The 23,598-nt window shown below is 57.9% G+C and carries 20 protein-coding genes; 10 read left to right on the top strand and 10 right to left on the bottom strand.

All coding sequences use genetic code 11. The features are described 5' to 3' along the window. Positions 1 to 47: 47 nt before the first annotated feature. Positions 48 to 890 (top strand): DMT family transporter, encoded by an 843-nt coding sequence (locus AC0V6L_RS02800; protein WP_486152920.1) that lies wholly within the window; start codon positions 48 to 50, stop codon positions 888 to 890. Here the strand turns inward: AC0V6L_RS02800 and AC0V6L_RS02795 are convergent. Together AC0V6L_RS02795 and nadA are read right to left on the bottom strand one after the other, a co-directional pair. Next, a complete protein-coding gene (locus tag AC0V6L_RS02795; RefSeq protein WP_486152919.1) occupies positions 887 to 1,738 on the bottom strand; it encodes a hypothetical protein in 852 nt (283 codons plus the stop codon). The genes AC0V6L_RS02800 and AC0V6L_RS02795 overlap by 4 nt on opposite strands. Beyond that, on the bottom strand, positions 1,731 to 2,738 hold the full coding sequence (gene nadA, locus AC0V6L_RS02790; protein ID WP_486152918.1) for a quinolinate synthase NadA: 1,008 nt from the start codon (positions 2,736 to 2,738) through the stop codon (positions 1,731 to 1,733). Before nadA ends, AC0V6L_RS02795 begins: the two co-directional genes overlap by 8 nt. Before the next feature lie 104 nt (positions 2,739 to 2,842). Here nadA and AC0V6L_RS02785 point away from each other — a divergent pair, with 104 nt between their 5' ends. Beyond that, on the top strand, positions 2,843 to 4,450 hold the full coding sequence (locus tag AC0V6L_RS02785) for a class I adenylate-forming enzyme family protein (protein ID WP_486152917.1): 1,608 nt from the start codon (positions 2,843 to 2,845) through the stop codon (positions 4,448 to 4,450). Between the two features lie 764 nt (positions 4,451 to 5,214). On the opposite strand, the gene AC0V6L_RS02780 is transcribed toward AC0V6L_RS02785, so the two are convergent. Then, entirely contained in the window at positions 5,215 to 6,093 is an 879-nt protein-coding gene (locus tag AC0V6L_RS02780) for an MBL fold metallo-hydrolase (protein ID WP_486152916.1), read from the bottom strand. Positions 6,094 to 6,158: 65 nt separating this feature from the next. Between AC0V6L_RS02780 and glpK the strand changes: the two genes are divergently transcribed. Next, positions 6,159 to 7,631: a glycerol kinase GlpK gene (gene glpK, locus AC0V6L_RS02775; RefSeq protein WP_486152915.1), complete on the top strand. Its 1,473-nt coding sequence runs from the start codon at positions 6,159 to 6,161 to the stop codon at positions 7,629 to 7,631. A gap of 352 nt (positions 7,632 to 7,983) precedes the next feature. On the opposite strand, the gene AC0V6L_RS02770 is transcribed toward glpK, so the two are convergent. Together AC0V6L_RS02770 and AC0V6L_RS02765 are read right to left on the bottom strand one after the other, a co-directional pair. Continuing rightward, a complete protein-coding gene (locus AC0V6L_RS02770; RefSeq protein ID WP_486147949.1) occupies positions 7,984 to 8,445 on the bottom strand; it encodes a DUF1465 family protein in 462 nt (153 codons plus the stop codon). A gap of 320 nt (positions 8,446 to 8,765) precedes the next feature. Next, positions 8,766 to 8,963, bottom strand: coding sequence for a DUF465 domain-containing protein (locus tag AC0V6L_RS02765; protein WP_486147947.1), 198 nt, complete (start codon positions 8,961 to 8,963; stop codon positions 8,766 to 8,768). Between the two features lie 362 nt (positions 8,964 to 9,325). On the opposite strand from AC0V6L_RS02765, the gene AC0V6L_RS02760 reads away from it, so the two are divergent. The 5 genes from AC0V6L_RS02760 to tilS all read left to right on the top strand — a co-directional run bounded on the left by AC0V6L_RS02760 (position 9,326) and on the right by tilS (position 15,432). Beyond that, a complete protein-coding gene (locus AC0V6L_RS02760) occupies positions 9,326 to 9,481 on the top strand; it encodes a YdcH family protein (RefSeq protein ID WP_486147945.1) in 156 nt (51 codons plus the stop codon). A 104-nt stretch (positions 9,482 to 9,585) separates the two neighbouring features. Beyond that, positions 9,586 to 11,856 (top strand): phosphoenolpyruvate--protein phosphotransferase, encoded by a 2,271-nt coding sequence (gene ptsP, locus AC0V6L_RS02755; protein WP_486152914.1) that lies wholly within the window; start codon positions 9,586 to 9,588, stop codon positions 11,854 to 11,856. Positions 11,857 to 11,981: 125 nt separating this feature from the next. After that, positions 11,982 to 13,100, top strand: a complete 1,119-nt coding sequence (locus AC0V6L_RS02750; RefSeq protein ID WP_486152912.1) for a RodZ domain-containing protein — start codon at positions 11,982 to 11,984, stop codon at positions 13,098 to 13,100. A gap of 238 nt (positions 13,101 to 13,338) precedes the next feature. Beyond that, entirely contained in the window at positions 13,339 to 14,367 is a 1,029-nt protein-coding gene (locus tag AC0V6L_RS02745; protein ID WP_486152910.1) for a tetratricopeptide repeat protein, read from the top strand. A gap of 27 nt (positions 14,368 to 14,394) precedes the next feature. Further along, complete coding sequence (tilS, locus tag AC0V6L_RS02740; RefSeq protein WP_486152908.1) at positions 14,395 to 15,432, top strand: tRNA lysidine(34) synthetase TilS; 1,038 nt, start codon at positions 14,395 to 14,397, stop codon at positions 15,430 to 15,432. A 323-nt stretch (positions 15,433 to 15,755) separates the two neighbouring features. On the opposite strand, the gene AC0V6L_RS02735 is transcribed toward tilS, so the two are convergent. The 5 genes from AC0V6L_RS02735 to AC0V6L_RS02715 form a co-directional block, all read right to left on the bottom strand. Beyond that, positions 15,756 to 16,676: a L,D-transpeptidase family protein gene (locus tag AC0V6L_RS02735; protein ID WP_486152906.1), complete on the bottom strand. Its 921-nt coding sequence runs from the start codon at positions 16,674 to 16,676 to the stop codon at positions 15,756 to 15,758. Between the two features lie 92 nt (positions 16,677 to 16,768). Beyond that, positions 16,769 to 17,749, bottom strand: coding sequence for a glucokinase (locus AC0V6L_RS02730; protein ID WP_486152904.1), 981 nt, complete (start codon positions 17,747 to 17,749; stop codon positions 16,769 to 16,771). Next, positions 17,749 to 19,554 carry a phosphogluconate dehydratase gene (gene edd / locus AC0V6L_RS02725; RefSeq protein WP_486152902.1) on the bottom strand — a complete coding sequence of 602 codons (1,806 nt, stop codon included), beginning with the start codon at positions 19,552 to 19,554 and terminating at the stop codon, positions 17,749 to 17,751. The genes AC0V6L_RS02730 and edd overlap by 1 nt, the downstream gene beginning before the upstream one ends. After that, positions 19,547 to 20,992, bottom strand: coding sequence for a glucose-6-phosphate dehydrogenase (zwf, locus tag AC0V6L_RS02720; RefSeq protein ID WP_486152900.1), 1,446 nt, complete (start codon positions 20,990 to 20,992; stop codon positions 19,547 to 19,549). The genes edd and zwf overlap by 8 nt, the downstream gene beginning before the upstream one ends. Before the next feature lie 102 nt (positions 20,993 to 21,094). Then, complete coding sequence (locus AC0V6L_RS02715) at positions 21,095 to 21,895, bottom strand: transglutaminase-like domain-containing protein (RefSeq protein ID WP_486152898.1); 801 nt, start codon at positions 21,893 to 21,895, stop codon at positions 21,095 to 21,097. Positions 21,896 to 22,162: 267 nt separating this feature from the next. On the opposite strand from AC0V6L_RS02715, the gene AC0V6L_RS02710 reads away from it, so the two are divergent. Together AC0V6L_RS02710 and AC0V6L_RS02705 are read left to right on the top strand one after the other, a co-directional pair. Further along, positions 22,163 to 23,029, top strand: a complete 867-nt coding sequence (locus AC0V6L_RS02710) for a hypothetical protein (RefSeq protein WP_486152896.1) — start codon at positions 22,163 to 22,165, stop codon at positions 23,027 to 23,029. A gap of 161 nt (positions 23,030 to 23,190) precedes the next feature. Next, positions 23,191 to 23,502: a hypothetical protein gene (locus AC0V6L_RS02705; protein ID WP_486152894.1), complete on the top strand. Its 312-nt coding sequence runs from the start codon at positions 23,191 to 23,193 to the stop codon at positions 23,500 to 23,502. Positions 23,503 to 23,598: the final 96 nt, after the last annotated feature.

The raw sequence follows: 23,598 nt of genomic DNA, 5'->3' as shown, positions 1-23,598 counted from the left end.
CCCGCGTCCCAAAATCAAAGCTATCACAAGGGCGCGGGGCGTTGCTTTTGACTGCTTTATTGGTGGGAAATGCTGCATTGGCACTAGGGCCGTGGCTGGTGCGGCTCGCTGATACTGGGCCCGTGTCCGCCGGGTTTTGGCGGCTGTTTCTAGCGCTCCCATTCATGATGCTGCTTGCCAGGATAAGCGGACAAAAACTGGGCGGCATACCGGCTCGCCCGTTAGGACTCATCGCCATTGGCGCCATCGCCTTCGCTCTCGATCTGGCCAGCTGGCATATCGGGATCGGGATGACGCGGCTGGGCAACGCAACCCTGTTCGGCAATGGCGGATCATTTGTTTTGCTTTTTTGGGGCTTCTTGATTGCCCGCAGCCTTCCACGCGGCGCAGAATGGCTGGCGATCGTTTTTGCAATCAGCGGCGCTGCAATCCTGATGGGGCGCAGTCTGACAATTTCTCAAACCACGCTGATAGGCGACCTGTTCTGTCTGGCAGCTGGGCTTTTATACGCAGTTTATCTGGTCAATTTGCAGGCTGCACGCGAGCATTTTGGATCGTGGAGCCTTTTGGTCTGGGTAAGCTTTTTTGCCTGCCCCGTTCTGCTCGCGCTTGCTTTTGTTTTGGGCGAGCCTGTGTGGCCAACTGATTGGACACCCGTGCTGGTGCTGTTTGTTACCAGCCAGCTGATCGGACAGGGATTGCTGGTCTATTCATTGGGACACTTCTCGCCGCTCGTGATCGGGCTTGCTCTGCTGACACAGCCCGTCATTGCTGCAGGCATCGGCTGGAGTATTTTTGGAGAGGTTCTTACACCGCTTGACGTGTTGGGTATGGTACTTCTAGGCTCTGCGCTTGTCGTTGCGCGAGTACGCAGTGAGCGGCGCAGTTAGCCACTCACAATTCTGGCGCTCAACCAATAATCCCCCACGATAAGATTGCCTTTTTCGGGCGCTTTGGCGATCGCATCATCGTCGAAAACTACATTGATCGTGGCCCCTCCCAAAACCTCAACCAAAGTGCGCCAATGGCTGGAACCATCTTGGGTGGTCATCAGCTCGGCCTCGACTATCGTGCCTGCAAAGCTTGCTCTTGCGCTGGGCTTTTCGCCAAACAGGCCTGAAGGAATAAAGAAGTCGGACGCCAGTTGCGGCTCGGTTTTGCTGTCGGCCTGCACTTGCAGAAATGTGTCGGGGGAAGCGAAGATTTCTGGCTGAAATACAAAGGCGGTCAAATCCAGCATGGCCGCGCGCTGCGGCCCGCTTTCGGAAAAAGTGGTAGCTTCGCGCGGGTCAGCAAGCTCGACGAGCAACGGAATTTCAAAATCGCTGAAAGTGACTGCCAACTGATATTCAAACGGTTCCCAGTCCGCATCAGACGTACGCCCTTCAACAATAACCGGAAAGCGGCTTTTGCCCACAAATGCGGGGTTGGCGGTGATGACTTCTGCCGCGTCATTTTCAACGCGCAGACCCAACCACACTTGTCCGCCATTGTCCTTTTGCTGCATGCAAGCAATGGCATCACCTGAAAGTTCGTAAAAGTCGCATTGGGCGAGCACAGTATCGATTGACGCGCTGTATCCTTCAGGGTTGGTCAAATCGATCTCGAAACCCACCATTGAAAAATTGCTGGTGGCGGGTTTCTCTTGCTGGGATTCGGATTGGGCAGGCGCTGCAAAGCTCGAGCACAACGCCATTGCAGCGGTAATCAGCGATTTCGCATGCATGAACTTAGTCACCGTCAACCGAAAACGGTATCTTGCCTAGATCGCCCATGCCAACCGTCCCGCTGGCCATGTCCAGCATTCGATCAAGGCTTGCTTTCGCTTTCAGCCGGAGATCTTCGTCAATCTCAATCCGAGGTTCGAGATCGCGCAAGGCGGCATAGAGTTTCTCCATCGTGTTGAGCGCCATATATGGGCAGATATTACACGAGCAATTCCCATCTGCCCCAGGCGCACCGATGAAGGTCTTTTCCGGCAATGCCTTTTCCATCTGGTGCATAATGTGCGGCTCTGTTGCCACGATAAGCGTGTCGCCTTCGAAGTTTTTCGCAAAAGTCAAAATCGAGCTGGTCGAGCCGACGTGATCAGCATGGTCAATAATCGTCGGCGGGCATTCCGGGTGCGCGGCCACAGGCGCGCCGGGGTGCAGCTCTTTCAGTTTCAAAAGCTCTGTCTCGCTAAACGCTTCGTGCACAATGCACACGCCCGGCCAAAGCAGCATTTCGCGATCAAACTTGCGCGCCAGCCATCCGCCCAAATGGCGATCAGGACCAAAGATGATCTTTTGGTCCCGCGGTATCTGCTCAAGGATTGTCTCAGCGCTTGAACTGGTTACAATCACATCGGACAGCGCTTTCACTTCGGTTGAACAATTGATGTAAGTCAGCGCGATGTGATCGGGATGGGCTTCGCGGAAAGCCTTGAATTTCTCTGGCGGGCAGCTGTCTTCCAAGCTGCAACCTGCATCCATATCGGGCAGGATCACGGTTTTCTCAGGGCTTAGGATTTTGGCGGTATCTGCCATAAATTTCACCCCGCAAAAGGCGATGACATCCGCGTCTGTGTCTGCCGCCTTGCGCGACAATTCAAGACTGTCACCCACGAAATCGGCGATGTCCTGGATATCGGGCGTCTGGTAGTAATGCGCCAGGATCACGGCATTGCGCTCTTTGCGCAGCCGATCAATTTCGGCGAGCAGATCAGTCCCGCTGGGGATCTTGCTCTCAACACTCATTCGGGTACCCCGCTAACTTTCTTGTCTGCGATGTAGGATCGCAATCGCACTTTTGCGAGCGATTTGCCCATGTTCTGTGTTAGTCACAAGGGGGAGAGGTAAATATGTACACACTCGATCTGAAAGAGGCTTATTGCCCCGCGCAAGCAGACACGCCCTATACGGAGCGCACAATTGGTCAAATGCTGCGCGAACAGGCTGCTGCAACGCCTGGTGCGCAGGCCTTGCGAGAGCTTCTCGCGGATGGCAGCATCTGGCGCGAATGGACTTACGCTGAATTGCTTGCGGAAGCGCAGCGCGCAGGTAAAGCGCTTGCGTCGCGTCATCCGGCCGGCACCCGCATCGCGATCATGGCTGGCAATTGTCCTGAATGGGTGTTGGTGCAATTGGGCGCAGCGCTGGCGGGCCTGACCATTGTGACTGTCAATCCCAGTTTTACCGTTCGCGAAGTGCGCTATGTGCTGGACCAATCGGGATCGCAGGCGGTGTATTATCAAAGCCATGTGCGCGGCGCAGCGCTTCGCCCAATCATTGATGAGGCTGCAGCGGGTCTCGCCGCATCACAGCATATTATCGACATCGAAGAACACACTGAACTTTTCGCAGGGCAAGGCGATGGCGAATTGCGCGATAGCAACCCGCGCGACATTGTGATGATCCAGTACACATCGGGCACCACTGGCTTTCCCAAAGGGGTTTTGCTGCATCAACACGGCCTTGTCCAAAGCAATCACGACGTGTTTCACCGCTGGGGTCTGTCGGCTGGCAAGACCGTGATGTGCCCGTTCCCCTTGTTCCACACCGCAGGCAGCGCCGTCTGCGTGCTGGGCGTCTTGGCGCATGGCGGTTGTTTGCTGCTGGTGTCGGTGTTTGATCCTGTCGCCTGCGTCACCGCGATTGCGCGCGAAAAGCCTGAGATTGTTGGCGGGGTCTCCACCATGATCTTTGCGATGATAGAAGCTGCCAAAGCCGCAGGCACCGATGTCAAAGTGGTTGAACAGATTATCAGCGGCGGTGCAATGGTGCAGCCGGCGCTCAATCAGGCATCGCAAGATGTTTTCGGCGTGCCCATCCTAATCGTTTACGGCCAAACCGAAACTTCGCCCGCTATCACTGCTGCATGGCCCACGGATACGGGCGCGGAGCTTACAGAGACCATCGGCCAGCCCTGTAGCCACATGGAAGTCGCGATAAAGAACCCGCAAACGGGCGAGATTTGTGCAGTCGATGAACAGGGCGAGATTTGCATGCGCGGCTACAATATGATGGTCGGCTATAACGACAATCCCAAAGCCACCGCTGAAACGATTGATGCAGAGGGCTGGCTGCACACAGGTGATCTGGGAAGCATAAGCGCGCGCGGTTATGTGAAGATTACAGGCCGCGTAAAAGAGATGATCATTCGCGGCGGCGAAAACCTGTTTCCCGCCGAAATAGAGGCGGCGCTGCTGGAGCATCTTGCGCTCGCCGAAGTCGCAGTGGCAGGCGCGCCCGATGAGAAATGGGGCGAGATTGTGGTGGCGTTCATGCGGATTGCCGAAGGGGCTGAGCGGCCTTCTGATGATGACTTGAAAGCGTTCATCCGCGAACGTCTCTCCCCGCAGAAGACGCCTGCGCATTGGGTCTGGATGAAAGAGTTTCCGCTTACGGGATCGGGCAAGATCCAGAAGTTTCAGCTGGCAGAGAGTTTTGCTAAGGGGGAGTTGGGCTAGGTCTGTTTGCGACCCGGTTTCGGACAACGGCAGAGCGCTGAAGGATCTATTCCGAGATGCTTGTAATCATCTGACCTTCTATCGTTTCCGTAGAAACAAGAGTGCCATGAGAGGAGTTGGTAGCCCGTAGATTGCTACGGAAATGGCCGCATAACCCATAGGATATACAAAGTTGAAGGGATCGGTCATCGGTCTTCCACTCAACAACCAGCCCATCAAAGACAGCACGAGCCAAGCTGCGAGGGCGTTGAGCATTATCCATTCTAGTGTGAGACGACCGCTTCTGATCAGCCTAGCGGTTATGGGAACAACGACGAAGGAGATGGCTGGGAGCACAAACACCAGATTTAAAATCACCGACCCAAAGATACGTTGTGGCAGGTAGAGTGATCGTTGGGCCTCCGTGTAGTAGCATTGCTGGATTAAATGAGTGAATGTTGCATCGCTATCTACGTAAGAGAGAACTGCCAACCCGGAGATTGATATGCCAAGACCGATAGCAAGCGTCGAATACGCTCTGGTGGCATGACTCGCGAGAGGAACTATTCTGGACCAAAAAAGAGATGCAGCAAATATGCAAAGCGCTGCAACCGGATAAATCAAAATGAAAATTATTTCGGTTCCCATAAGCCCCTCCAAAATTGCAAAGCCTTGCGAGCATCAGCTGCGGCAAAAAACCTAGCCAAAATGGCTTGCATTGGATTGAGGCTATTGTCCGCTCCCACTTGCAGAACTAGATGATCATCGGCAGACCTCAATCAAATTCAAACGGCTGTCCAAACATCACCATCCGCAGCCACGAGCGCCCGCCGCTCCATATCGATCAGATGCGCCGTAACGCTCAATTCGGCGGCGGGGATCAGGCGTTCGTCCAGCCCTTTATACATCTCGGGGATAAAGCCGCTCACATCTCGCGCCCGCTCCCCTAACAACCGCAAAATCTGGTTCTCGCGCTGGCGGCGGTGGCCTATCATGCCGCGCACCAATTGCTTAGGCTTGGTGATCGCTTCGCCGTGGGCTGAGTGATACACGCGGTCCTCGCGCGCCATCAGCTTTTCAAGGCTCGCCATGTAATCGCCCATATCGCCATCAGGCGGGATTACGACGCTGGTCGACCAGCCCATCACATGATCGCCTGTGAACAGCGAACCGCTTTCTTCCAGCGCATAACACAGATGGTTCGAAGTGTGCCCCGGCGTCGCGACTGCGGTTAGCGTCCATCCCGTGCCGCGCATCTGTTCGCCATCTTCCAGAACGCGGGTCGGCGCATAGGTCGTATCGAATGCTTCATCTGCGCGGGGGTGATCGCTTTCGAGCACCAAGGGCGCACATCCCGCGACCGGCGCCCCCGTCCGCTCAGCCAAGGGGGCAGCGGCAGGCGAATGATCGCGGTGTGTGTGGGTGCACATGATGGCGGTGATCGTCCGTCCCGCCACCGCGCTCTCTATTGCATCAATATGCGCAGTGTCATCCGGACCCGGATCTATCACCGCGCAATCGGGACCACTCGGGTCGCCAACAACATAGGTCTGCGTGCCGGTGAACGTGTAAGGGGAAGGGTTAGGCGCAAGCACGCGAGCGATCAGCGGCTCAACCTGCTCTGCAAGGCCTGTTGGCCAAGGCTTGGGGGGAATGCGGCTCATGGGGCTTGCGTATGCATTTGATATCGGCAGAAGTCGAATGAGATTTGCATCGCGGGGAACACACAATGGCTGATTACATCCTGGTTTTGGACGAAGGGACCACTTCGACACGGGCTATGGTCTTTGCCAGCGACGGTGTTCTTGCCGCGAGCGCACAGGCAGAGCTGACCCAGCATTACCCGCAATCAGGCTGGGTTGAGCATGATGCAGCCGAGATATGGGACAAGACGCTGGCCTGCGCGCGTGAAGTGATCCCGCAAGTCGGCGGAGCGGCGTGTATTGCAGGGCTTGGCATCACCAATCAGCGCGAAACCGTTGTTGCTTGGGACAAGGCGACGGGGGAGCCCCTCACGCGCGCCATTGTCTGGCAGGATCGGCGAACCGAGGGGTTTTGCGCTAAGCTGCGCGAAGCAGGTCACGAAGCGGATATCCAGAGCCGCACGGGCCTGCTGCTCGATCCCTATTTCTCAGGCACCAAGATGCGCTGGATGCTCGACAATGTGCCTGAGGTGAAAGCGGCGGCGGAGGCAGGCACTTTAGCCTTTGGCACGGTGGAAAGCTGGCTTGTCTTCAAGCTTACCGGCGGCGCATCGCATATCACCGATGCGAGCAATGCCAGCCGCACTTTGCTGATGGAGCTTGCTGGCGCCGGGTTTGACGAAGCGCTTTGCGAGCTTATCGATGTGCCCCATGCAGCCTTGCCGCAAGTGGTCGATATGTCAGGCGCGCTTGCGACGACCAATGCCCGGCTGCTGGGCCGCGCCATACCGATCACGGGGATGGCCGGCGATCAGCAAGCGGCCACTATCGGCCAGGCCTGCCTTGCGCCGGGCCAGACCAAGGCGACTTACGGCACCGGGGCCTTTGTCCTTGCCAATGCGGGCACAACGCCGCCGCGATCCGATCACCGCTTGCTTTCAACGGTCCTTACCCAGATCAAGGGCAAGCGGACATACGCTATCGAAGGGTCTGTCTTCGTTGCGGGATCGCTGGTTCAATGGCTGCGCGATTCCCTTGGCATTGTCGATGTGGCGAGCCAGACCGAAGAGCTTGCCCGCTCCATTCCCGATTGCGGCGGCGTGACGATCGTTCCCGCGCTTGCAGGGCTTGGCGCACCGCATTGGAGAGCCGATGCGCGCGGGGTCATCACCGGGCTCAGCTTTGCAAGCGGCAAGTCAGAACTGGCGCGCGCTGCATTGGAGGCAATGGCGCATCAGACGCATGATCTGGCAAAGGCTTTCGCTGCTGACGGCGCTGAGTGGGCTACCCTCAGGATTGATGGCGGGATGGCTTCCAATGACTGGATGGCGCAGGATCTTGCCAATATGCTCGGACTGACGGTCGAACGGCCTGACTTTGTCGAAACGACCGCCCTGGGCGCAGCGATGCTGGCAGCGGCGGGATGCGGGCTGTATCCCGATCTTGCTGCGGCAGCGGATGCGATGCGGGGCAAGCTTGCCCAGTTTGAGCCTGATATGGACGATGATGCCCGCGCTGAGCGATTGGCGCGCTGGAACAAGGCCCTGGCGGCTGCCTAACAGGGGCGGGCATAGGGCGAGACATGGACCGCTTACCCCCTGTTTTGCAAAATGTTCAAAATTCCAATTTCGCCCAAGATTCAGGAGGTAGAGCCGCAAATTCGCGCCGTGAGTGTAACCTTATTCATATTGCAAAAATGCCAAGCCTGAACGGTGATGGGTTGGCGCATGCGCGCACCGGTCTGCGCAGCATAAAAGCCAAAACAGAGCCCTGAAATCGGCCCCGAAACCAACAATGTGAAAGAGCGAAAGCACACCTTTATAAGACGCTCATCGCAAGTAGGAAAACGCTCGCGCCCTTAAGGGGCAAATCCGCCGCGCTTAACCCCAATCAGACCCAGCCCAATCAGATCTAGCCCAGATCAGCAAGTCGCCGTTCAAGCCGCCCTTGGAAAGCGCGCGCGGGCGAATTCATTTCGAAATTCTGCCGCCATGCCTCATCCAGCCGCGCGATACGCTGGTGCAGTTTCTCGGTCTCTGCGATCAGCGCGCAGGTTTCCGGTTCCAGCCGCTGCAATTGTTCTGGATCAGCTTTGCGATCCGATGGCAGCACGCCATGCTTGCGCACCTGACTTTCGCTCAGCTCGCCGGAGAAAAAGGCCCGCTGGTTCAGCAGCCATGCCAGCACATGCATCATGCGAGTGGTGGTCTTCAGCCCCTCGGTCGATAGAGCGAGGCGCACCATGCAATCCTCCCCCATGTCACGGTTGTCAGATCCCAATGCAAACACCGAACGCACATCGTCGGTGAGGACGAGCGCTTCGGTATAAAGGGCCTCAATTATCGGGCGGGAAAGGCTTGATGTGCGGGTCATGTTGGAGCCAAACGCTAATGGCTTGATCGCCTGTTCGCCAGCACCCGGCATGGTTTATCCCGCCCCAAACTGGGACCGTCCCTGAGCGGGACAGGAACGGGGACAAACCCTTATCGCGCGTTAGGGATAAACACCCCTGAGGGCTGCGGTTTTTGCCCCTCGCAGTGTGCGAAATGCGGTGGACGAAGCTTGCAAAAATTCCGTGGAACAAGTGGGCTTTACGCGCGGGCCGCTATTCAAAAACCATGCGCGACCCCCCCAAGCGCGAACCCCCATTCGCCACCCCAATGTCCGTTTTCGCACACTAAAGCGCACAAAGCCTAAGCGATGATATCGGGGACCAGATTGTCTTCGATCATGGCGATTTGGTCTTTCAGCCGTAATTTGCGTTTTTTCAATCGCGCAATCTGCAACTGATCCTTTGCACCCGCATCAATCAAGGCGGCGATCGCGGCATCCAAATCGCCATGCTCTGTGCGGAGCAATTCGAGCCGTTTGCGAAGCTCAGCCTCATTCATAAAATTGCGCCCTTATCGAATATCGCAGATCACGTGGCTTGCAGTGCGGCCCAAGGCTTTCGCGGCCCAAAGCCTTCCATGGCCCAAAGCCTTCTATGGCCGGTGCTCATAAAGCGCCATACCACTGTGCTGGCAGGCTGCAAATCGGCGGTTGGGATCGGCCAAGAACGCCGGGGCACTATATGGGACACTAGGCATTGCCCACGATTGACCGCGTATTTCCAACGTTGGCTCGCCTTCACGCTGTGTTGGGCCTTTTCAAGACACGATGTGTGTGGTTTGATCCGTGTTGGCCGTTCGGCGTTTCATGTGCCGAGTCGCTCATCCGGGGGCAGACCCCCGCTTACACAGGAGACACGTCAATGGTATCGTCGCACGTCCATGCCCTCCAATCCAAGCATGCCGGCATCGAAGCGCAATTGCGCGATGAAATGGCCCGCCCGGTGCCTGATGCAGCGACAATACAAAGTCTCAAGAAACGCAAATTGCGATTGAAAGAAGAGCTATCCCGAAACTAGCTCGCCTGCGGCTCCGGTCGCCATCAATTTGGGTTCGTTCACCGGATTACCATGGCGCAATCCGCTTTGCTTTTGGCTGCATTGACAGCTAGGCTTGCGTCCGCATGAGTGCTGCTGCTTCCGCCCGACAAATACTTACTCGCCTTCACGAGGTGATGGCTTCGCGTATGCACACGCAGGGCAAGCTTGACGGTGTGGTGCAGATTATCGGCGAAAGCCTCTCATCAGAGGTGTGCTCAATCTACCTTCTTCGCGAGAGCATGCTGGAGCTGTTCGCGACGCGCGGCCTTAATCAAAGCGCGGTGCACGTTACCCGCATGGCGATTGGTGAGGGGCTAACGGGCGTCATCGCAGACAATGTCGAAACGCTGAACCTCGCCGAAGCAAAAGCGCATCCAGACTTTCAGTACCGGCCGGAAACGGGCGAGGAGAAATTTCACTCCTTTGCCGGCGTCCCGATTGTTTACAGGGCGCGCGCGGTGGGCGTGCTGTGCGTCCAGCATGTCGATCCGCGCCGGTACGAAGAGGTCGAGATTGAGGCGTTGCAGACCACGGCCATGGTCCTGTCTGAATTGATTGCCAATGCTGAATTGGTCGATGATGAAGAGGTGCTCAATCTTGGCGGGGCGCAGACGGGGCAGCAATCGCTTACCGGGCTGACTTTGGTCAAAGGGCTCGGCGTCGGACAAGCGGTTTTTCACCAGCCGCGCGTCCAGATCACGCAGGTAATGGCCGATGATATAGAGGCGGAACGCGCCCGGGTTTACCGCGCCTTTGACAAAATGCGCGATCAGATTGACCACCTGGCAGGTCAGGCAGAATTTGGCGTTGGCGGCGAACACGAAGAGGTTTTGGAAACCTACAAGATGTTCGCTTATGACGAAGGTTGGTCGCGCCGCATCAACGAAGCGATCGACAGCGGCCTGACAGCCGAGGCCGCGATTGAACGGGTGCAGCAGCACACCCGGATGCGCATGCGCGAGATTGACGATGCTTTGCTGGCCGACCGGATGCATGATCTGGAAGATCTCGCCAATCGCTTGCTGCGGATCGTTTCGGGCCAGCTCGCGACTGCCGCGTCGCAAGGGCTGCCGCGCGACACTGTGCTTATTGCCCGCAATCTGGGCCCTGCTGAATTGCTCGAATATGACAAGCGCCGGTTGAAAGGCGTGATCCTGGAAGAAGGCTCGCTCACCGCGCATGTCGTTATCGTTGCGCGCGCGATGGGTGTGCCGGTTTTGGGCCGCACCAATGGCTTGCGCGGGATCGTGCGCGAAGGCGACGAGGTTTTGCTGGACGCGACCGCTGGCACAGCAACAGTGCGCCCGTCCGCTCCGATCTCCGAAGCGTTCGCGGCGCGGTTTGCCCGGTCGCGCGAAAAACAGGCGGCCTATGCCGAATTGCGCGATGTTGAGCCAAAAACGCTGTGCGGGCACCGGATCGAAGTGATGATGAATGCAGGCCTGCGCGATGATATGAGCGCTTTGGCTATGACGGGTGCGGATGGTGTCGGATTGTTCCGCACCGAATTTCAGTTTCTGGTTTCCGCCACGCTTCCCCAACGCGAACGCCAGATGAAATTGTACCGGGATGTGATGGAGGCCGCAGGTGACAAGCCTGTTATTTTCAGAACGGTCGATATCGGCGGGGACAAAGCGGTGCCATATCTCGCCTCAGATATTGCCCGCAATGATGAAAACCCGGCCATGGGCTGGCGCGCTTTGCGGCTGGCACTTGAACGTCAGGGGCTGATGAAAGCGCAAGCGCGCGCTTTGCTTGAGGCAGGGGCGGGGCGCAGTTTGCACGTGATGTTTCCGATGGTGTCCGAAGTGTGGGAATTTGACGCGGCAAAAGCCGTGTTCGAAGAACAGCTCGCCTTTCTGCGCTCCAAAAAGAAACAATGCCCCGATGCCATCCATTATGGCGCAATGCTCGAAGTCCCGGCTTTGGCAGAAACGCTTGATCTGCTTTTGCCCAAACTCAGCTTTTTGTCGGTTGGCACCAATGACCTTACTCAGTTTTTGTTTGCGGCTGACCGATCAAACCCGGAACTTGCGCAGCGCTATGATTGGCTGAGCCTGCCGATCATCCGGTTCTTGCGCCGGGTCACGAGAGAGGCAGCAGGCAGCGACACGTCTGTCGGCGTATGCGGAGAGATGGGCGGGCGGCGGCTGGAAGCTTTGGCATTGCTCGGCATCGGATTTCGCCGCCTTTCGATCACGCCCGCAGCTGTTGGCCCGATCAAGGAATTGGTGTGCAAGGTCAATTTGTTCGAATTGGAAAACGCCATGGAAGGGTGGCTCGCTGACCCGCAAGTCAATTTGCGCGGCGCCCTTATGCAATGGGCTGGCGAGCGCGCAATCGAGGTTGAATAGGCCTACCTTTTTCAACCATCGGTTGACATGCGTTCACAAAACTTGACAGACAGGATGAAAGACAGCGCGCGGCCATTGTGCTAGCGGGCGGGAAGCCACGAGTTGAGCGAACGAGAAACCGGGTCATGGATAGCGAGCAAGAAACCAGCGAAGCCGAGCACTTGAGCGAAGCGGAAACATCCACCGGACCGATGGGGCCGGGCGAGCAATTGCGCGCTGCACGGCTTGCCAAGGGTCTCGATCTCCAATTCGTAGCTGCCGAAACGCGCATACCGGTCCACCATCTCGAAGCGCTTGAGAATGAAGCGTTCGAAAATATGCCCGCGCGCGCTTATGCGATTGGGTTTGCGCGCAATTATGCGCGTGCAGTCGGGTTGGACGAGGTTGAAATAACCGATGCCGTCCGCGCAGAAATGGTCGATGAAAACGAATGGCGCGCCGCTCAAACCGGCGGCATGGAGCCGGGTGATCCGGCCAAGCTGCCCTCTGCTGGCCTCGCATGGTTCGGCGCATTTGCCGCGATAGTGCTCGCCGCGGGCGTTTATGCCTTTTACAACACCTATTACGCCTCAGGCCCCGGTCTTGGATCTTTGCTGGCAAGCGATGAGGCGAGCAGCGAAGGGGATGGGGAAGCTCTTGCTGCGGCCGATGGCGGCGCACAGCCCGAGTTCAATCCGAACGGGCAAGTCGTGTTCACGGCTCTGGATGACGAAATTTGGGTGCGTTTCTTTGTTGAAGGCGGGGATGTCCTGCTTGAGACAACGATGGCGCGCGGCGATGAATTCCGGGTGCCTAAGAATGTGCCCAATGTTCAGCTGAACACTGGCCGTCCGCAATTTCTTTCGATCACAATCGACGGCAAGGATGTGCCCAAATTGTCGGATGAGCAGGTCACTTTGGTTGAGCCTGTAACGGCACGCGATCTAATCGCGCGTTTTGCTCCCGTCGGCGACACGGCGCTAGAGGCCCAAGGCGCCAATACCGGCACCGCTTCGTCTCCGGCGGGGCAGGCACCGCCCGTCCGCTCGAACCCGCGACCCGCCTCATCATCAAATGCCGCAGGAAATGCGCCGGCTCAGCAAGAGGCTCCGACTGAGATAGAGGGCGACCCATCCGCCGATGCGCCTCCGCCAGCCGCAGATCAAACCGCTGCACCGTCTCAGCCAGCCGATGCGCCTCTATCCGAACCCGCGTCTGAACCAGCCGCACCGGCAAGTGAAGAAGCACCGCCGCCTGCTCGTTAGGCCAAGGGGCTAATTGCCCATTCTGGTTAGGAAGTGTCGGAAATGGGATCGTCTGGCCGGTATCATTTGTGATCAATCGCGCCAGTTACCCCCAAACTGAACCCGATTTCCTTGGGATTTCGCCCGCCGCGCTCTCGACTTGACCGCCGAGGGCGCGCAAAGATTCGGCCACGGTTCAGGCGCGCTGTGTCATTCCATCAAGAATGCAGCCACGAAGAATAGGGAGCCCACGCAAGCCATGCTCAAACTAGGAACGCCCAAAACGCAGTCATCGGTGATTGCGCCGTTATTCAAGCGACCTCAGGTCAAAAGCGGCATTGGTGCATGTTTTGCAGTGCTGGCTGTGCTTGCGGCGCCCGTCCCCGCGCTGGCTCAGGACAATTCCGAGGCGCGCTTGCGCAAGATCGAAGCGGAAATTCGCGCTTTGCAGCGCAATGTATTTCCGGGCGGTGCAGGGCGCTATTTTGAGCCCCAGATCGCGCCGGAAACAGGCGCAGCGCAAGGCAGCACTGCCGACGGTATTGCCGCGCCATCGACCACGGCTGTTACAGATATTCTCGCCCGGCTTGATGCGATGGAGCTGCAATTGCAGCGGCTAACAGCGCTTAGCGAGGAACAGGCCAATGCCATCGCCTTGATGGATGACCGGGTGACCGCGCTCGAATCTGGTGGGACCAGCACTCCGCTAACAGGTGGCGGGTCAGAAGAAGCAACCGAAGTGGACAGCAATCTTTCCGCTCAGGGTGCGGGAAGCGATTTGGGATCGCCTGGTTCCGGTGCGCAATCACGTCCGGCTGAAACGCCAACGCCAGCGGCGACGGGTCCGTCCGCCGCGCGGCTTGCCGCGGTGCAGGCCATCACCAAACCGCAAACCGAAGATGCGGGCGATGATGAATATTCCTATGGTTTCCGCCTTTGGAACGCGGGCTTTTACCCCGAAGCGCGCCAGCAGCTTACCAAATATGTTGAGGAGTACCCGCTCCATTTCCGGGTAACCTATGGCCGCAATCTGCTTGGCCGGGCTTTCCTTGATGATGGCATGCCGCAAGAGGCAGCGCGGTGGTTCCTGCGCAATTATCAGGCCGATAAAACCGCGCGCCGCGCACCTGACAGCCTGTTGTTCCTTGCCGAAAGCATGATCGCTTTGGGTGACACGACGCGCGCTTGTATCGCCTTGTCGGAATTTGCCGAAACCTATCCGGCGGTCGCAACCGGGCGTTTGTCGGACAAGTATGAGAGCAATAGGCAAAAGGTCACTTGCTCTTAACGCCGCGCTGTTCCAGCACTGCGGGCGATGTCAGAACCGTTCGAACTTGGCGCGCTTAATTTAACCGGGTTGAATGACGCGGACCTTGCCGAACGCTTTTCGCGCGCGCTCAGCCTCGTCTGGCCGAGAGAGGCGCGCGCCGGGCCACTAGGACTGGCGGTGTCTGGCGGACCGGATAGCCTGGCTCTGGTGCTCCTCGCGCATGCTGCGTTGGATGGCGATATCGCGGTCGCCAGTGTCGATCACGGATTGCGAGCAGAAGCGGCCAGCGAAGTCGCATTTGTGGGCGAATTGTGCGCCGCGCTGGATGTGCCTTTTACCCCGATTAAAGTGACACTTTCTCCCGGCAATCTTCAAGCCCGCGCGCGCGACGCACGGTACCGGGCGCTTGGTGCATGGGCAGAAAAGGCTGAACTGGGCGCGCTTGCCACCGCGCATCACGCTGATGATCAGGCTGAAACGCTGCTTATGCGTCTTGCGCGCGGAAGCGGGCTGGCGGGACTGGCAGGAGTGCGTGCTGCCTCGCATGTGCCGGGTTTTGATGATTTGCTTTTGATCCGCCCGCTGCTGCGTTGGCGCAAAGCGGAACTTGAAAATGTCGTTGCCCGGTGCGGGATTAAGCCGGTCAATGACCCATCCAATAAAGACGCTCAGTTTGACCGGGTGCGAGTGCGCAAGCATCTGAGCGAGAATGACTGGCTCGCTCCCGACCAGCTCGCTCAGAGCGCCGCCAATCTGGGTGAGGCATGGCTGGCTTTGAGTTGGTTTGCCGAAATTGACTGGGAAGACATGGTTCACCGCGATGGCGATGGTTCGGCAGCGTTCACCTATTACGCCAATGTCCCCCGCGCGGTGGCAGTGGAGACGATTTGCCGGATTGTTGGTGAATTGGGCGGGGCCGTCAGCCGGGCAGAAGCAGGCCGCGCCTTTGATCGGTTATGGCAGGGCCAAAATGCTTCGTTAGGCGGAGTGCTGGCTGTGCCGGGATCAGAGCTTGTCGCGAAGGTGGGCGTTGAAATGCGCAGCTGGCGTTTTACCCCTGAACCGCCGCGTTCATTGCATTAGTTTGCGGTGGCTTGCTCCTGTGTTCGCTAGGGCGTGTTTTTGTCTGTGTTCGCTAACGCTCACGCCGGGCGTTTTTTCTTTAGTGTTCGCGTGCGCTCACAGCCGGACCACCCCGCCTCCCCGCCCGTCCACCAAGGGTTCCATAGGATATGGTGGACGGGCGGGGAGGCGGGGTGGTCCGGCAAGCCCTTGGCGGATGCCAAGGGCGTACCCAACAAAAACTCGGGGCGGTCCGGCCAAGGATCAGTCGGATGTCTGGTCCGCACCCAAAACAAAAAAGGCCCGCCATCAGGCGAGCCTTTTCAATGGTTCAAACCGTTTGATCAGAGCATTTTGTGACCAAGGCCAACGATATTGCCCTTGGTAATCACAACCTTGTCGCCCCGCTTTGCAATGGCGAACAGCTTTTCGGCAAAATCATCGGGAACACCGATGCAGCCATGGCTGGCATAACCGTTGAGCACTGGCGAGCCATGAATAGCGATACCGCTCCATGTCAGACGCAAAGTGTATGGCATCGGCGCATTGTTGTATTTCTCGGACACGTTGTCGATCTCTTTGGTCAGGATCGGAAACACGCCCAGCGGTGTGGGATGCTTTTTCGTTCCGAGCAGAGCAACAGAAGTGCCGATTTCATGGCCATCGCGGAACACAGAGATAATCCGTGCATCGAGATCCACTGTGATGATCAGCTTGCCTTTGGTCGGCGCGCGGGTTTCGTCCCAATACCATTCGCCATAACGGATGGACCCGCTGATCGGCAGAATGCTTTTGATAACGAATGGATCATCGCTTTCGATGACCGGCGTAGGCGCGGCCTCTTCGACATAGGCCTGCGCTGGCGAGGGGCGCGTTACCGGCGGCGCGATGGGCAGGGATGCGGTGTTGTTCGAAAAAGTGGCAGGCCGCGCCGGGATTGTGCGCGCGGCGGGACCGCGCGGCGCGGCAGGCACCGCGGCATCGCCAGTGATAGGCGGCAGGGCCGCAATGGTGCGGTTGGGCTGTTCGCTCGATGCGATGTCTGCACCGTAAGGTGTGGGCAGGCTGGGATCGATAATCGCCGAAGGAGCGCCGGTATTAGGGTCAATCGCCCGGATCGCGTCGGATGCTTCGTTGGCGATCAACTCGGCTTCATCGCCAAGCAGGCTGGTGGCACTATCCTGTGCGGCCAGCGGAGAGGCGAAAACGCACGCAGCCAAAGCCATGGCAGCGGTGAATCGGTTGGGTGTCTGCATCTTTTTCATGCATGCCTTATGCCTCTTTTGCGCATTTTGTGCCAGTGGCGCGATGGCTCAAGTCCCCTCGGGGGACGCGGATTTGGCAAAAGTTAACGCGTTCAGCCAGCGTCAATCGCCTGCGCAAAGGCGGCTGCGGCTCCCAATAGGCCGGGTTGAGGGTGCGTGATAAGTTTCACAGGGATGGTCCCCATCAAGCCTGCGAACCGCCCCTTAGCGCGAAAACGTGAAGCGAACCCCGAAGACAGGAGCGTATCGCGAATGCGGTAGCCAAGCCCGCCTGCAATGACCACACCGCTTGCGCCTTGTACCAGAGCGATGTCGCCCGCCACGGCTCCCAAAGACAGGCAGAACCGGTCTACCGCAGCAGCAGCAAGGCTATCGTCACCGCTCGTGCCTGCGGTCCAGATCGCGACATCGTCCAATTCGGAGACCGCGCGTCCCTCTATCGCGGCGAGCGCCTCGTAGATATCGACAATCGCCGGCCCGGATACCACGCGTTCGGTGGAAACCCGATTGTGGCGCTTGCGCAAGCGGGCAAGGATCGCATCTTCGATGGCGTCAAGCGGGGCGAAATCGCCGTGTCCGCCTTCGGTCGCTTGAACGCGGTAGTGTTCGGGCGCGCTTCGCCAGAAATGCGCAACGCCAAGGCCCGTGCCGGGCCCCAATACGCTAATCGTGCCGGTGCCGGGCAATTCGCCTTCAGGCCCTGTGAGATGGAGGAATTGGTCAGCCGGCGCGCGCGCTGCGGCATGGGCGACAGCTTCGAAGTCGTTGACAATCACATGCGCTGTGCAGCCCAGTTTTTCTGCCATCAATGGCGGACGGATTATCCAGGGATTGTTGGTAAAGCGGATCATATCAGGCTTGATCCGCCCAGCGACAGCCATTGCGACGTTATCTGGCAAGCTGCCGCCCTTCTCCTCGCGGAAATGCTCCCAAGCGGTTTGAAAGCTGGCGTGCGCTTCGGTGTGCAGCGTTACCGGTTCGCCCAGTTCAATGGCGCCATCGCTCGCAATCGCGGCGATCGCAAAGCGTGCATGCGTGCCGCCAATATCAACCGCAACAAGATCGGTGCTCATTAAAGCCCCGCCGCTTTCAGCATGGCCGATGCGCCCTGTTCTGCGCCATCGGCGTGCGACTGCATCATCCGGTAAAGTTCACGCCCCACGCCCCATTCGGGCGCGGGATCGGGTGCAGGGGTTCGCGCATCAAGATCGGCTGTGGTGGAAAGCTCTCCGGTTGCTGCGCACACAGTCACAATATCGCCATCTGCAATGCGAGAAAGCGGCCCGCCGCCAAGCGCTTCGGGTGTGCAATGGATCGCGGCTGGCACTTTGCCTGATGCGCCCGACATGCGCCCATCGGTAACCAGCGCGACCGAGTGGCCTTTGTCCTGCAAGACCGCGAGGGCAGGGGTGAGCGAGTGCAATTCCGGCATACCATTGGCGCGCGGCCCCTGAAACCGGACGACGACAACAACATCGCGGTCAAGCTCGCCTGCTTTGAATGCCGCCGTGACTGCATCCTGTGTTTCAAACACGCGGGCGGGCGCTGTGATTGTCCAGCGCTCTTTGGCAACAGCAGAGGATTTGAAGCACGCCCGCCCCAGATTGCCGGTTAACAATTTCATCCCCCCATCGCCTTGGAATGGATCGTCAGCAGGCCGGACCATCGTATCATCGCGGCTTTCGGCAACGCGGGACCACAAAAGCGCATCGTCCTGCCAGACAGGTTCGGCGGCGTAAGCCTCAAAACCATCCTCCCACACGGTCAGGATATCGCGGTGGGCGAGGCCAGCCTCAAGCAATTCGCCAATCACATATCCCATGCCGCCCGCGTGATGGAACTGGTTCACATCGCCTGATCCATTGGGATAGACGCGGGCAAGCAATGGGACGACGCTGGAAAGCTCGGCCAGATCGCTCCAGTCGATGATAATGCCCGCCGCGCGCGCCATGGCGGGGATATGGATCGCATGATTGGTCGATCCGCCGGTAGCAAGCAGGCCGATCACCGCATTCACGATGGCTTTTTCATCAACGACCTGAGCAAGAGTGCGGGTGGTGGTGCCTGACAATTCGGCAAGCCGGTGCACCGCGGCCCGGTCCAATGCCTGGCGCAATTTTGTACCCGGCTGGACAAAGGCGCTGCCCGGAACATGCAGCCCCATCATCTCCATCATCATCTGATTGGAATTGGCTGTGCCGAAAAAGGTGCAGGTGCCCGGCGAATGATAGCTGGCAAGCTCGCTTTCGAGCAAAGCATCGCGGCCCACTTCACCCGATGCGAATTTCTGGCGGGTTGCCTGTTTCTGGCTGTTGGAAATGCCGCTGGGCATGGGGCCGGAGGGCACAAAGATCGCGGGCAAATGGCCAAAGCGCAAAGCGCCCATCAGCAGACCCGGCACAATCTTGTCGCAAATGCCAAGGAACGCTGCGCCGTCATACATCTGATGAGACAGCGCAACGCCGGTGGCCATCGCGATATTGTCGCGGCTGAACAGGGACAATTCCATCCCGTCTTCGCCCTGCGTTACCCCGTCACACATGGCCGGCGTTCCGCCTGCAACTTGCGCCGTGGCTCCCACTTCGCGCGCGTAGATCTTCATGCGGTCAGGATAGCGGCCATAAGGCTGATGCGCGCTCAGCATGTCGTTATACGCGCTGACAATCCCGATATTGGGCCCGCGATTGTCTTTTAGCGCGTCCTGATCCTCCAGAGCGCCTGCAAAGGCATGGGCCAGAACAGAGCAGGACACGGCTTCGCGCTCTGGCCGGCGATCCGCCTCGCGCTTCATCAATTCGAGATAGGCGCTGCGCCCGGGCTTGGAGCGTCTGGTCACGCGCTGTGTCACGCGGTGGATGGTGCCGTTAAGTTCACTCATGCCAGCTGACCCCGTCGCGTTCTGCCAAGGCAATCGCCGCGCTTGGGCCCCAGCTGCCTGCGGTGTAGGTCTTTGGCGTCATATCCGCATTTTTCCATGCAGCACGGATCGCATCGACCCATTCCCATTGCGCCTCAACCTCATCGCGGCGCACAAACAAGGTTTGATCGCCTTTTATGAGGTCCAGTAACAAGCGCTCATAAGCAATCCTGCGATGTGATCCCACGAATGCGTCGGGCATTGTGATTTCCAATGGCACCTCGCGCAGGGCATTGCCCGTCGCTTCAAGGCCTGGAACTTTCGCCATCAGCGAAAGGGTGATGTTTTCTTCCGGCTGAATACCGATCAGCAACGAATTGGGATTGAGGCCGCTGCCGCCTGCGCCAAAGATGGAGTGGGGGACACAGCGAAACTGGACCAGAATTTCCGTTACGCGTTCGGGCAGGCGTTTGCCCGTGCGAAGGTAAAAGGGCACACCTTTCCAGCGCCAGTTTTCAACATGCGCCTTGATCGCGGTGAAGGTTTCCGTGTTGGAGGCTTTGCCCAGTTCTTCGTCATATCCGGGCACTGCCTGTCCGCCGATTGCCCCTGCCCGGTATTGTCCGGTAACTGTTTCGTTGGCGATGACAGGCCGCAAGGCGCGCAGCACTTTCACTTTCTCATCGCGCACAGCGGTCGCATCAAAGCTGGTGGGCGGCTCCATTGCAACAAGGCTGAGCAATTGGAGCATATGGTTTTGGACCATATCGCGTAAAGCGCCTGCATCATCATAAAAGCTGACGCGGCCTTCCAGCCCGACGGTCTCTGCCACAGTAATCTGAACATGCTCGATAAAGTTCGCATTCCAGATGGGTTCAAACAGGATGTTGGCAAAGCGAAGAGCCAGCAGGTTTTGCACCGTCTCTTTGCCGAGATAATGGTCGATGCGGAAAATACGCTCTTCGGGGAAGGCATCCGCAACCGCATCATTGATAACCGCCGAACTTTCCAGATCAGTGCCGAGCGGTTTTTCGAGGCACATCCGCACCCTGTCACCCGCCAGACCTGCATGGCGCAGGCCTTCGATCGTAGGCTCAAACAGGCTGGGCGCGGTTGAGAGGAATATTGCGAGGCCCTGCTCCGAATAGTCGCCGACCTTTGCCGCAAGATCATCGAACCCTTCGACAGTGGAGGCATCCAATTGCTGGTAGCTCAGCCGGTTGAGGAACCCCGCCATCCCGCCGCGCCGCTCGTCTTCGAGATGAGCCTCTAGCGCTTGGCGCGCCATATCGCGAAAGCCCGCATCGTCGAGTTCGCTTCGTGCAGTGCCAATGATCTTGAGCCCTTCGGGCAGCAATCCATCAGCATCAAGCGCGCACAATGATGGCAAAAGCTTACGGCGCGACAAATCGCCGGTAGCACCGAAAAGAAGGAGCCTGTCAGCGGCAAACTGGGTCATCTATGATCCCTAAGACATGAGCGGAGCGTAGCGTCACGCTGCTAGCCAATTGTTTTAGGAGCGGCAATCCAAATTGACGCCCTACAGGCCTGTTATTTGCGCTTAATCAATCAGAGTGACCTCGACGCTGCTACTAAGGAAGTTAATGGGAGCAAAGGAGGTGAGGAAACTGACATCGGCGGCATCGCGGCCCACCCCGATTTTCGCCGTGTTTGCAGGATCAGCCATGCCCGTGGGATCAACCATCTGCCATGTTCCGCCTCCCGCAATGGCTGGATCGGCCAAAAAGACTTCGGCGATGGCGTGAAAATCGGGCGGGGTTACGCCGGGCGCATAACACGCGACATAACGCGCGGGGATAGCAGAGGCACGTGCCAGCGCGATCATCACATGCGCGAAATCGCGGCAAATGCCTTGCCGCTCGATAAAGGTCTGCCGTGCATCAGTATCGGCATTGCTCGAACCGGGCACATATTCGAAATGCTGGTCAATCCACGCCAGGATTGCAGCGATGCGCACGCCGCCCTCAGTCCCGTCAAATTCCGAGGCGACGAGCGCCTGAAATTCCTGACCCCTGCAATACCGGGAATCCAGCAGATATTGCACCGCTTCGCCAGGCAATTGATGATGAGGCAGCCCCTCAAGCGCGCTGAGATCATCGCATTGCCGGTCTATCGTGACGGTTGCGGCATAATCAATCTGGATCAGGCCATTGCACCGCAACCATGCCCTCTCGCCAATATTATCGTGCGCACCGATACGAGCGAAATGCGCGGACCGGGTGACAAGAGTGGACAGATTGCTCAGCTGTTGCTCAGGCAATTGGGCAGCTTCGAATTGCAATAGAACATCGGTTGGCTGATCAGCTTCGAAAGCGATGGAAGATTGAATTTGAAGAGGCATACTTCATCCAATCGCCCAATTGCGATAGGGTTGCGCAAAAGCTAAAAGAAAATCGCGAAGATACAGCTGCTCCAATTAACCTTTGCGTGCCCAAGTGCCCCATTTTGCAACGGTTTAGTGCACAGCGCATGGGGCCAACCTGTCTGTCCCATATGGGATATTCATGACGGGTATGGCCCGGCCTAATTGATCAATCCTCATCAACGCAGTGCCGGTCTTGCTTCCCGAAAGACGATCCGACCGGCGCTCATACAAGGGATTGTATCCATGAAAATCAGTGTTCTGGCGATTGCCAGCGCCGCGCTTGTGACCGGCTTCGTTGCCGCTGCACCGGCTCAAGCAGAAATGACGGCGGGGCCTTTTGACAAGCTCAAAAAGGCAGCCAAGAAAGCCAAGAAAAAAGCAGACCAGGCCAGCGAAGCCGCGCGCACCGTCGATGCGGTTGTGAATGGCGGCGGTGTCTCCGCAAGCGGTGTCGGTGCATCGGCCAATGGTTCGCGCTGCAATGCCAATCGCGGCAGCAATTCCAATTCACCGTGCACCGCCCGCGCCCCGGATCATGCGGGCAGCGCGGGGCCAACCCCGGCGAAATATGCAAGCGCAACCCAATGCGCAAATGTAGGCCTTGGAAACGCGTTCGTTGCGCGTGATGGCGAATACACTTTCAGCCAGGGTATCAGCACTCAAGAGCGCAGCGGCCTCCTCGATCGCCGCAATGTTCAGCCAACAAGCGGCTGTGTGTTCGAAGGTTTGGGCGTTGGCGATGTGCTCTATGTCGAATTTGACAAGAACAAATACAAAAAACACGCTTATGCGATCCAATGCGTGTCTTTTGACGGCGGCGAGCAGCTCAATAACACCAATGGCCCCAGTGTCGGCAATTATGGCGGGAAGGCAATCATGCTGCACACCGGCAATTCAACCGGCTACACACCCACGGCGTCTGGCAGCAATTCTGACCGTTCGAGCGCTTACAAAGCGTATATGGACAAGCGCGGACGCACTTTCACAACGTTCAATTTCGGCGCGTTGCACACCGACAAATCCGGCACGGATTTTTACTGCCAATGGTTTGATAAAAGCACCGGTAAAAGCGCCGTTGCCCTGACATTCCGCCGCGGCCCTGCCGGTTAATTTCAGTTTCTTGAGGCGACCCGCGGGCAAGGCGCATACCCAAGTGAATTTTTCATTTCGCTTTGCTCACACTTTGCAGCGGTCAGTGGATGCTGGATTTTTCCAGGCTCATTGGCCGCTGCATCTTTCGCCTCCGATTTCTTCATAAAAGGACAAACATCATGCGTATTCGTATTGCTCTTCTCGCCGGTGCACTTGCTATCGGCACTGCTCCTGTTCTTGTGGCTCCGGCATCCGCACAATCATCCTCAAGCGAGGTCGCAAAGGACGGCTCGTGCCCCAAAGGGTTCAAACAAAGCGGCAGCAGCTGCAAATCATCCAGCCAGGTCGCGATCACCAAAATCGGATCATGCCCCACAGGCTTTAAAGCCAGCGCCAATTACTGTGTCGGTGACAAAGGTGATTATGCCGAAGTGAAAAGCGGATCTTGCCCTTCAGGGCTGAAAGCTTCGGGAAAATACTGCATCAAGTAATCTGCGCCTAAAACGATTGAGTAACCGCGCCCGTCTAGGATGGGCGCGGTTTTCGCGTATGGCATTCCCGCCGCGCAGTGTTATCTGCCTCTAGCC

This window comes from Erythrobacter sp. JB1-15 (assembly GCF_057365035.1).
The sequence above is the reverse complement of the archived record's forward strand: the minus strand, read 5'-3'. Positions and strand labels throughout refer to the sequence as shown.

Bases quoted from the DNA above. Each gene is read 5' to 3' on its own strand.
- AC0V6L_RS02715 (WP_486152898.1), bottom strand. From the start codon at position 21,895: ATGCCTCTTCAAATTCAATCTTCCATCGCTTTCGAAGCTGATCAGCCA.
- AC0V6L_RS02735 (WP_486152906.1), bottom strand. From the start codon at position 16,676: ATGAAAAAGATGCAGACACCCAACCGATTCACCGCTGCCATGGCTTTG.
- zwf (WP_486152900.1), bottom strand. From the start codon at position 20,992: ATGACCCAGTTTGCCGCTGACAGGCTCCTTCTTTTCGGTGCTACCGGC.
- edd (WP_486152902.1), bottom strand. From the start codon at position 19,554: ATGAGTGAACTTAACGGCACCATCCACCGCGTGACACAGCGCGTGACC.
- glpK (WP_486152915.1), top strand. From the start codon at position 6,159: ATGGCTGATTACATCCTGGTTTTGGACGAAGGGACCACTTCGACACGG.
- AC0V6L_RS02705 (WP_486152894.1), top strand. From the start codon at position 23,191: ATGCGTATTCGTATTGCTCTTCTCGCCGGTGCACTTGCTATCGGCACT.
- AC0V6L_RS02770 (WP_486147949.1), bottom strand. From the start codon at position 8,445: ATGACCCGCACATCAAGCCTTTCCCGCCCGATAATTGAGGCCCTTTAT.
- AC0V6L_RS02750 (WP_486152912.1), top strand. From the start codon at position 11,982: ATGGATAGCGAGCAAGAAACCAGCGAAGCCGAGCACTTGAGCGAAGCG.
- nadA (WP_486152918.1), bottom strand. From the start codon at position 2,738: ATGAGTGTTGAGAGCAAGATCCCCAGCGGGACTGATCTGCTCGCCGAA.
- ptsP (WP_486152914.1), top strand. From the start codon at position 9,586: ATGAGTGCTGCTGCTTCCGCCCGACAAATACTTACTCGCCTTCACGAG.
- AC0V6L_RS02730 (WP_486152904.1), bottom strand. From the start codon at position 17,749: ATGAGCACCGATCTTGTTGCGGTTGATATTGGCGGCACGCATGCACGC.
- AC0V6L_RS02765 (WP_486147947.1), bottom strand. From the start codon at position 8,963: ATGAATGAGGCTGAGCTTCGCAAACGGCTCGAATTGCTCCGCACAGAG.
- AC0V6L_RS02745 (WP_486152910.1), top strand. From the start codon at position 13,339: ATGCTCAAACTAGGAACGCCCAAAACGCAGTCATCGGTGATTGCGCCG.
- tilS (WP_486152908.1), top strand. From the start codon at position 14,395: ATGTCAGAACCGTTCGAACTTGGCGCGCTTAATTTAACCGGGTTGAAT.
- AC0V6L_RS02760 (WP_486147945.1), top strand. From the start codon at position 9,326: ATGGTATCGTCGCACGTCCATGCCCTCCAATCCAAGCATGCCGGCATC.
- AC0V6L_RS02710 (WP_486152896.1), top strand. From the start codon at position 22,163: ATGAAAATCAGTGTTCTGGCGATTGCCAGCGCCGCGCTTGTGACCGGC.
- AC0V6L_RS02785 (WP_486152917.1), top strand. From the start codon at position 2,843: ATGTACACACTCGATCTGAAAGAGGCTTATTGCCCCGCGCAAGCAGAC.
- AC0V6L_RS02780 (WP_486152916.1), bottom strand. From the start codon at position 6,093: ATGAGCCGCATTCCCCCCAAGCCTTGGCCAACAGGCCTTGCAGAGCAG.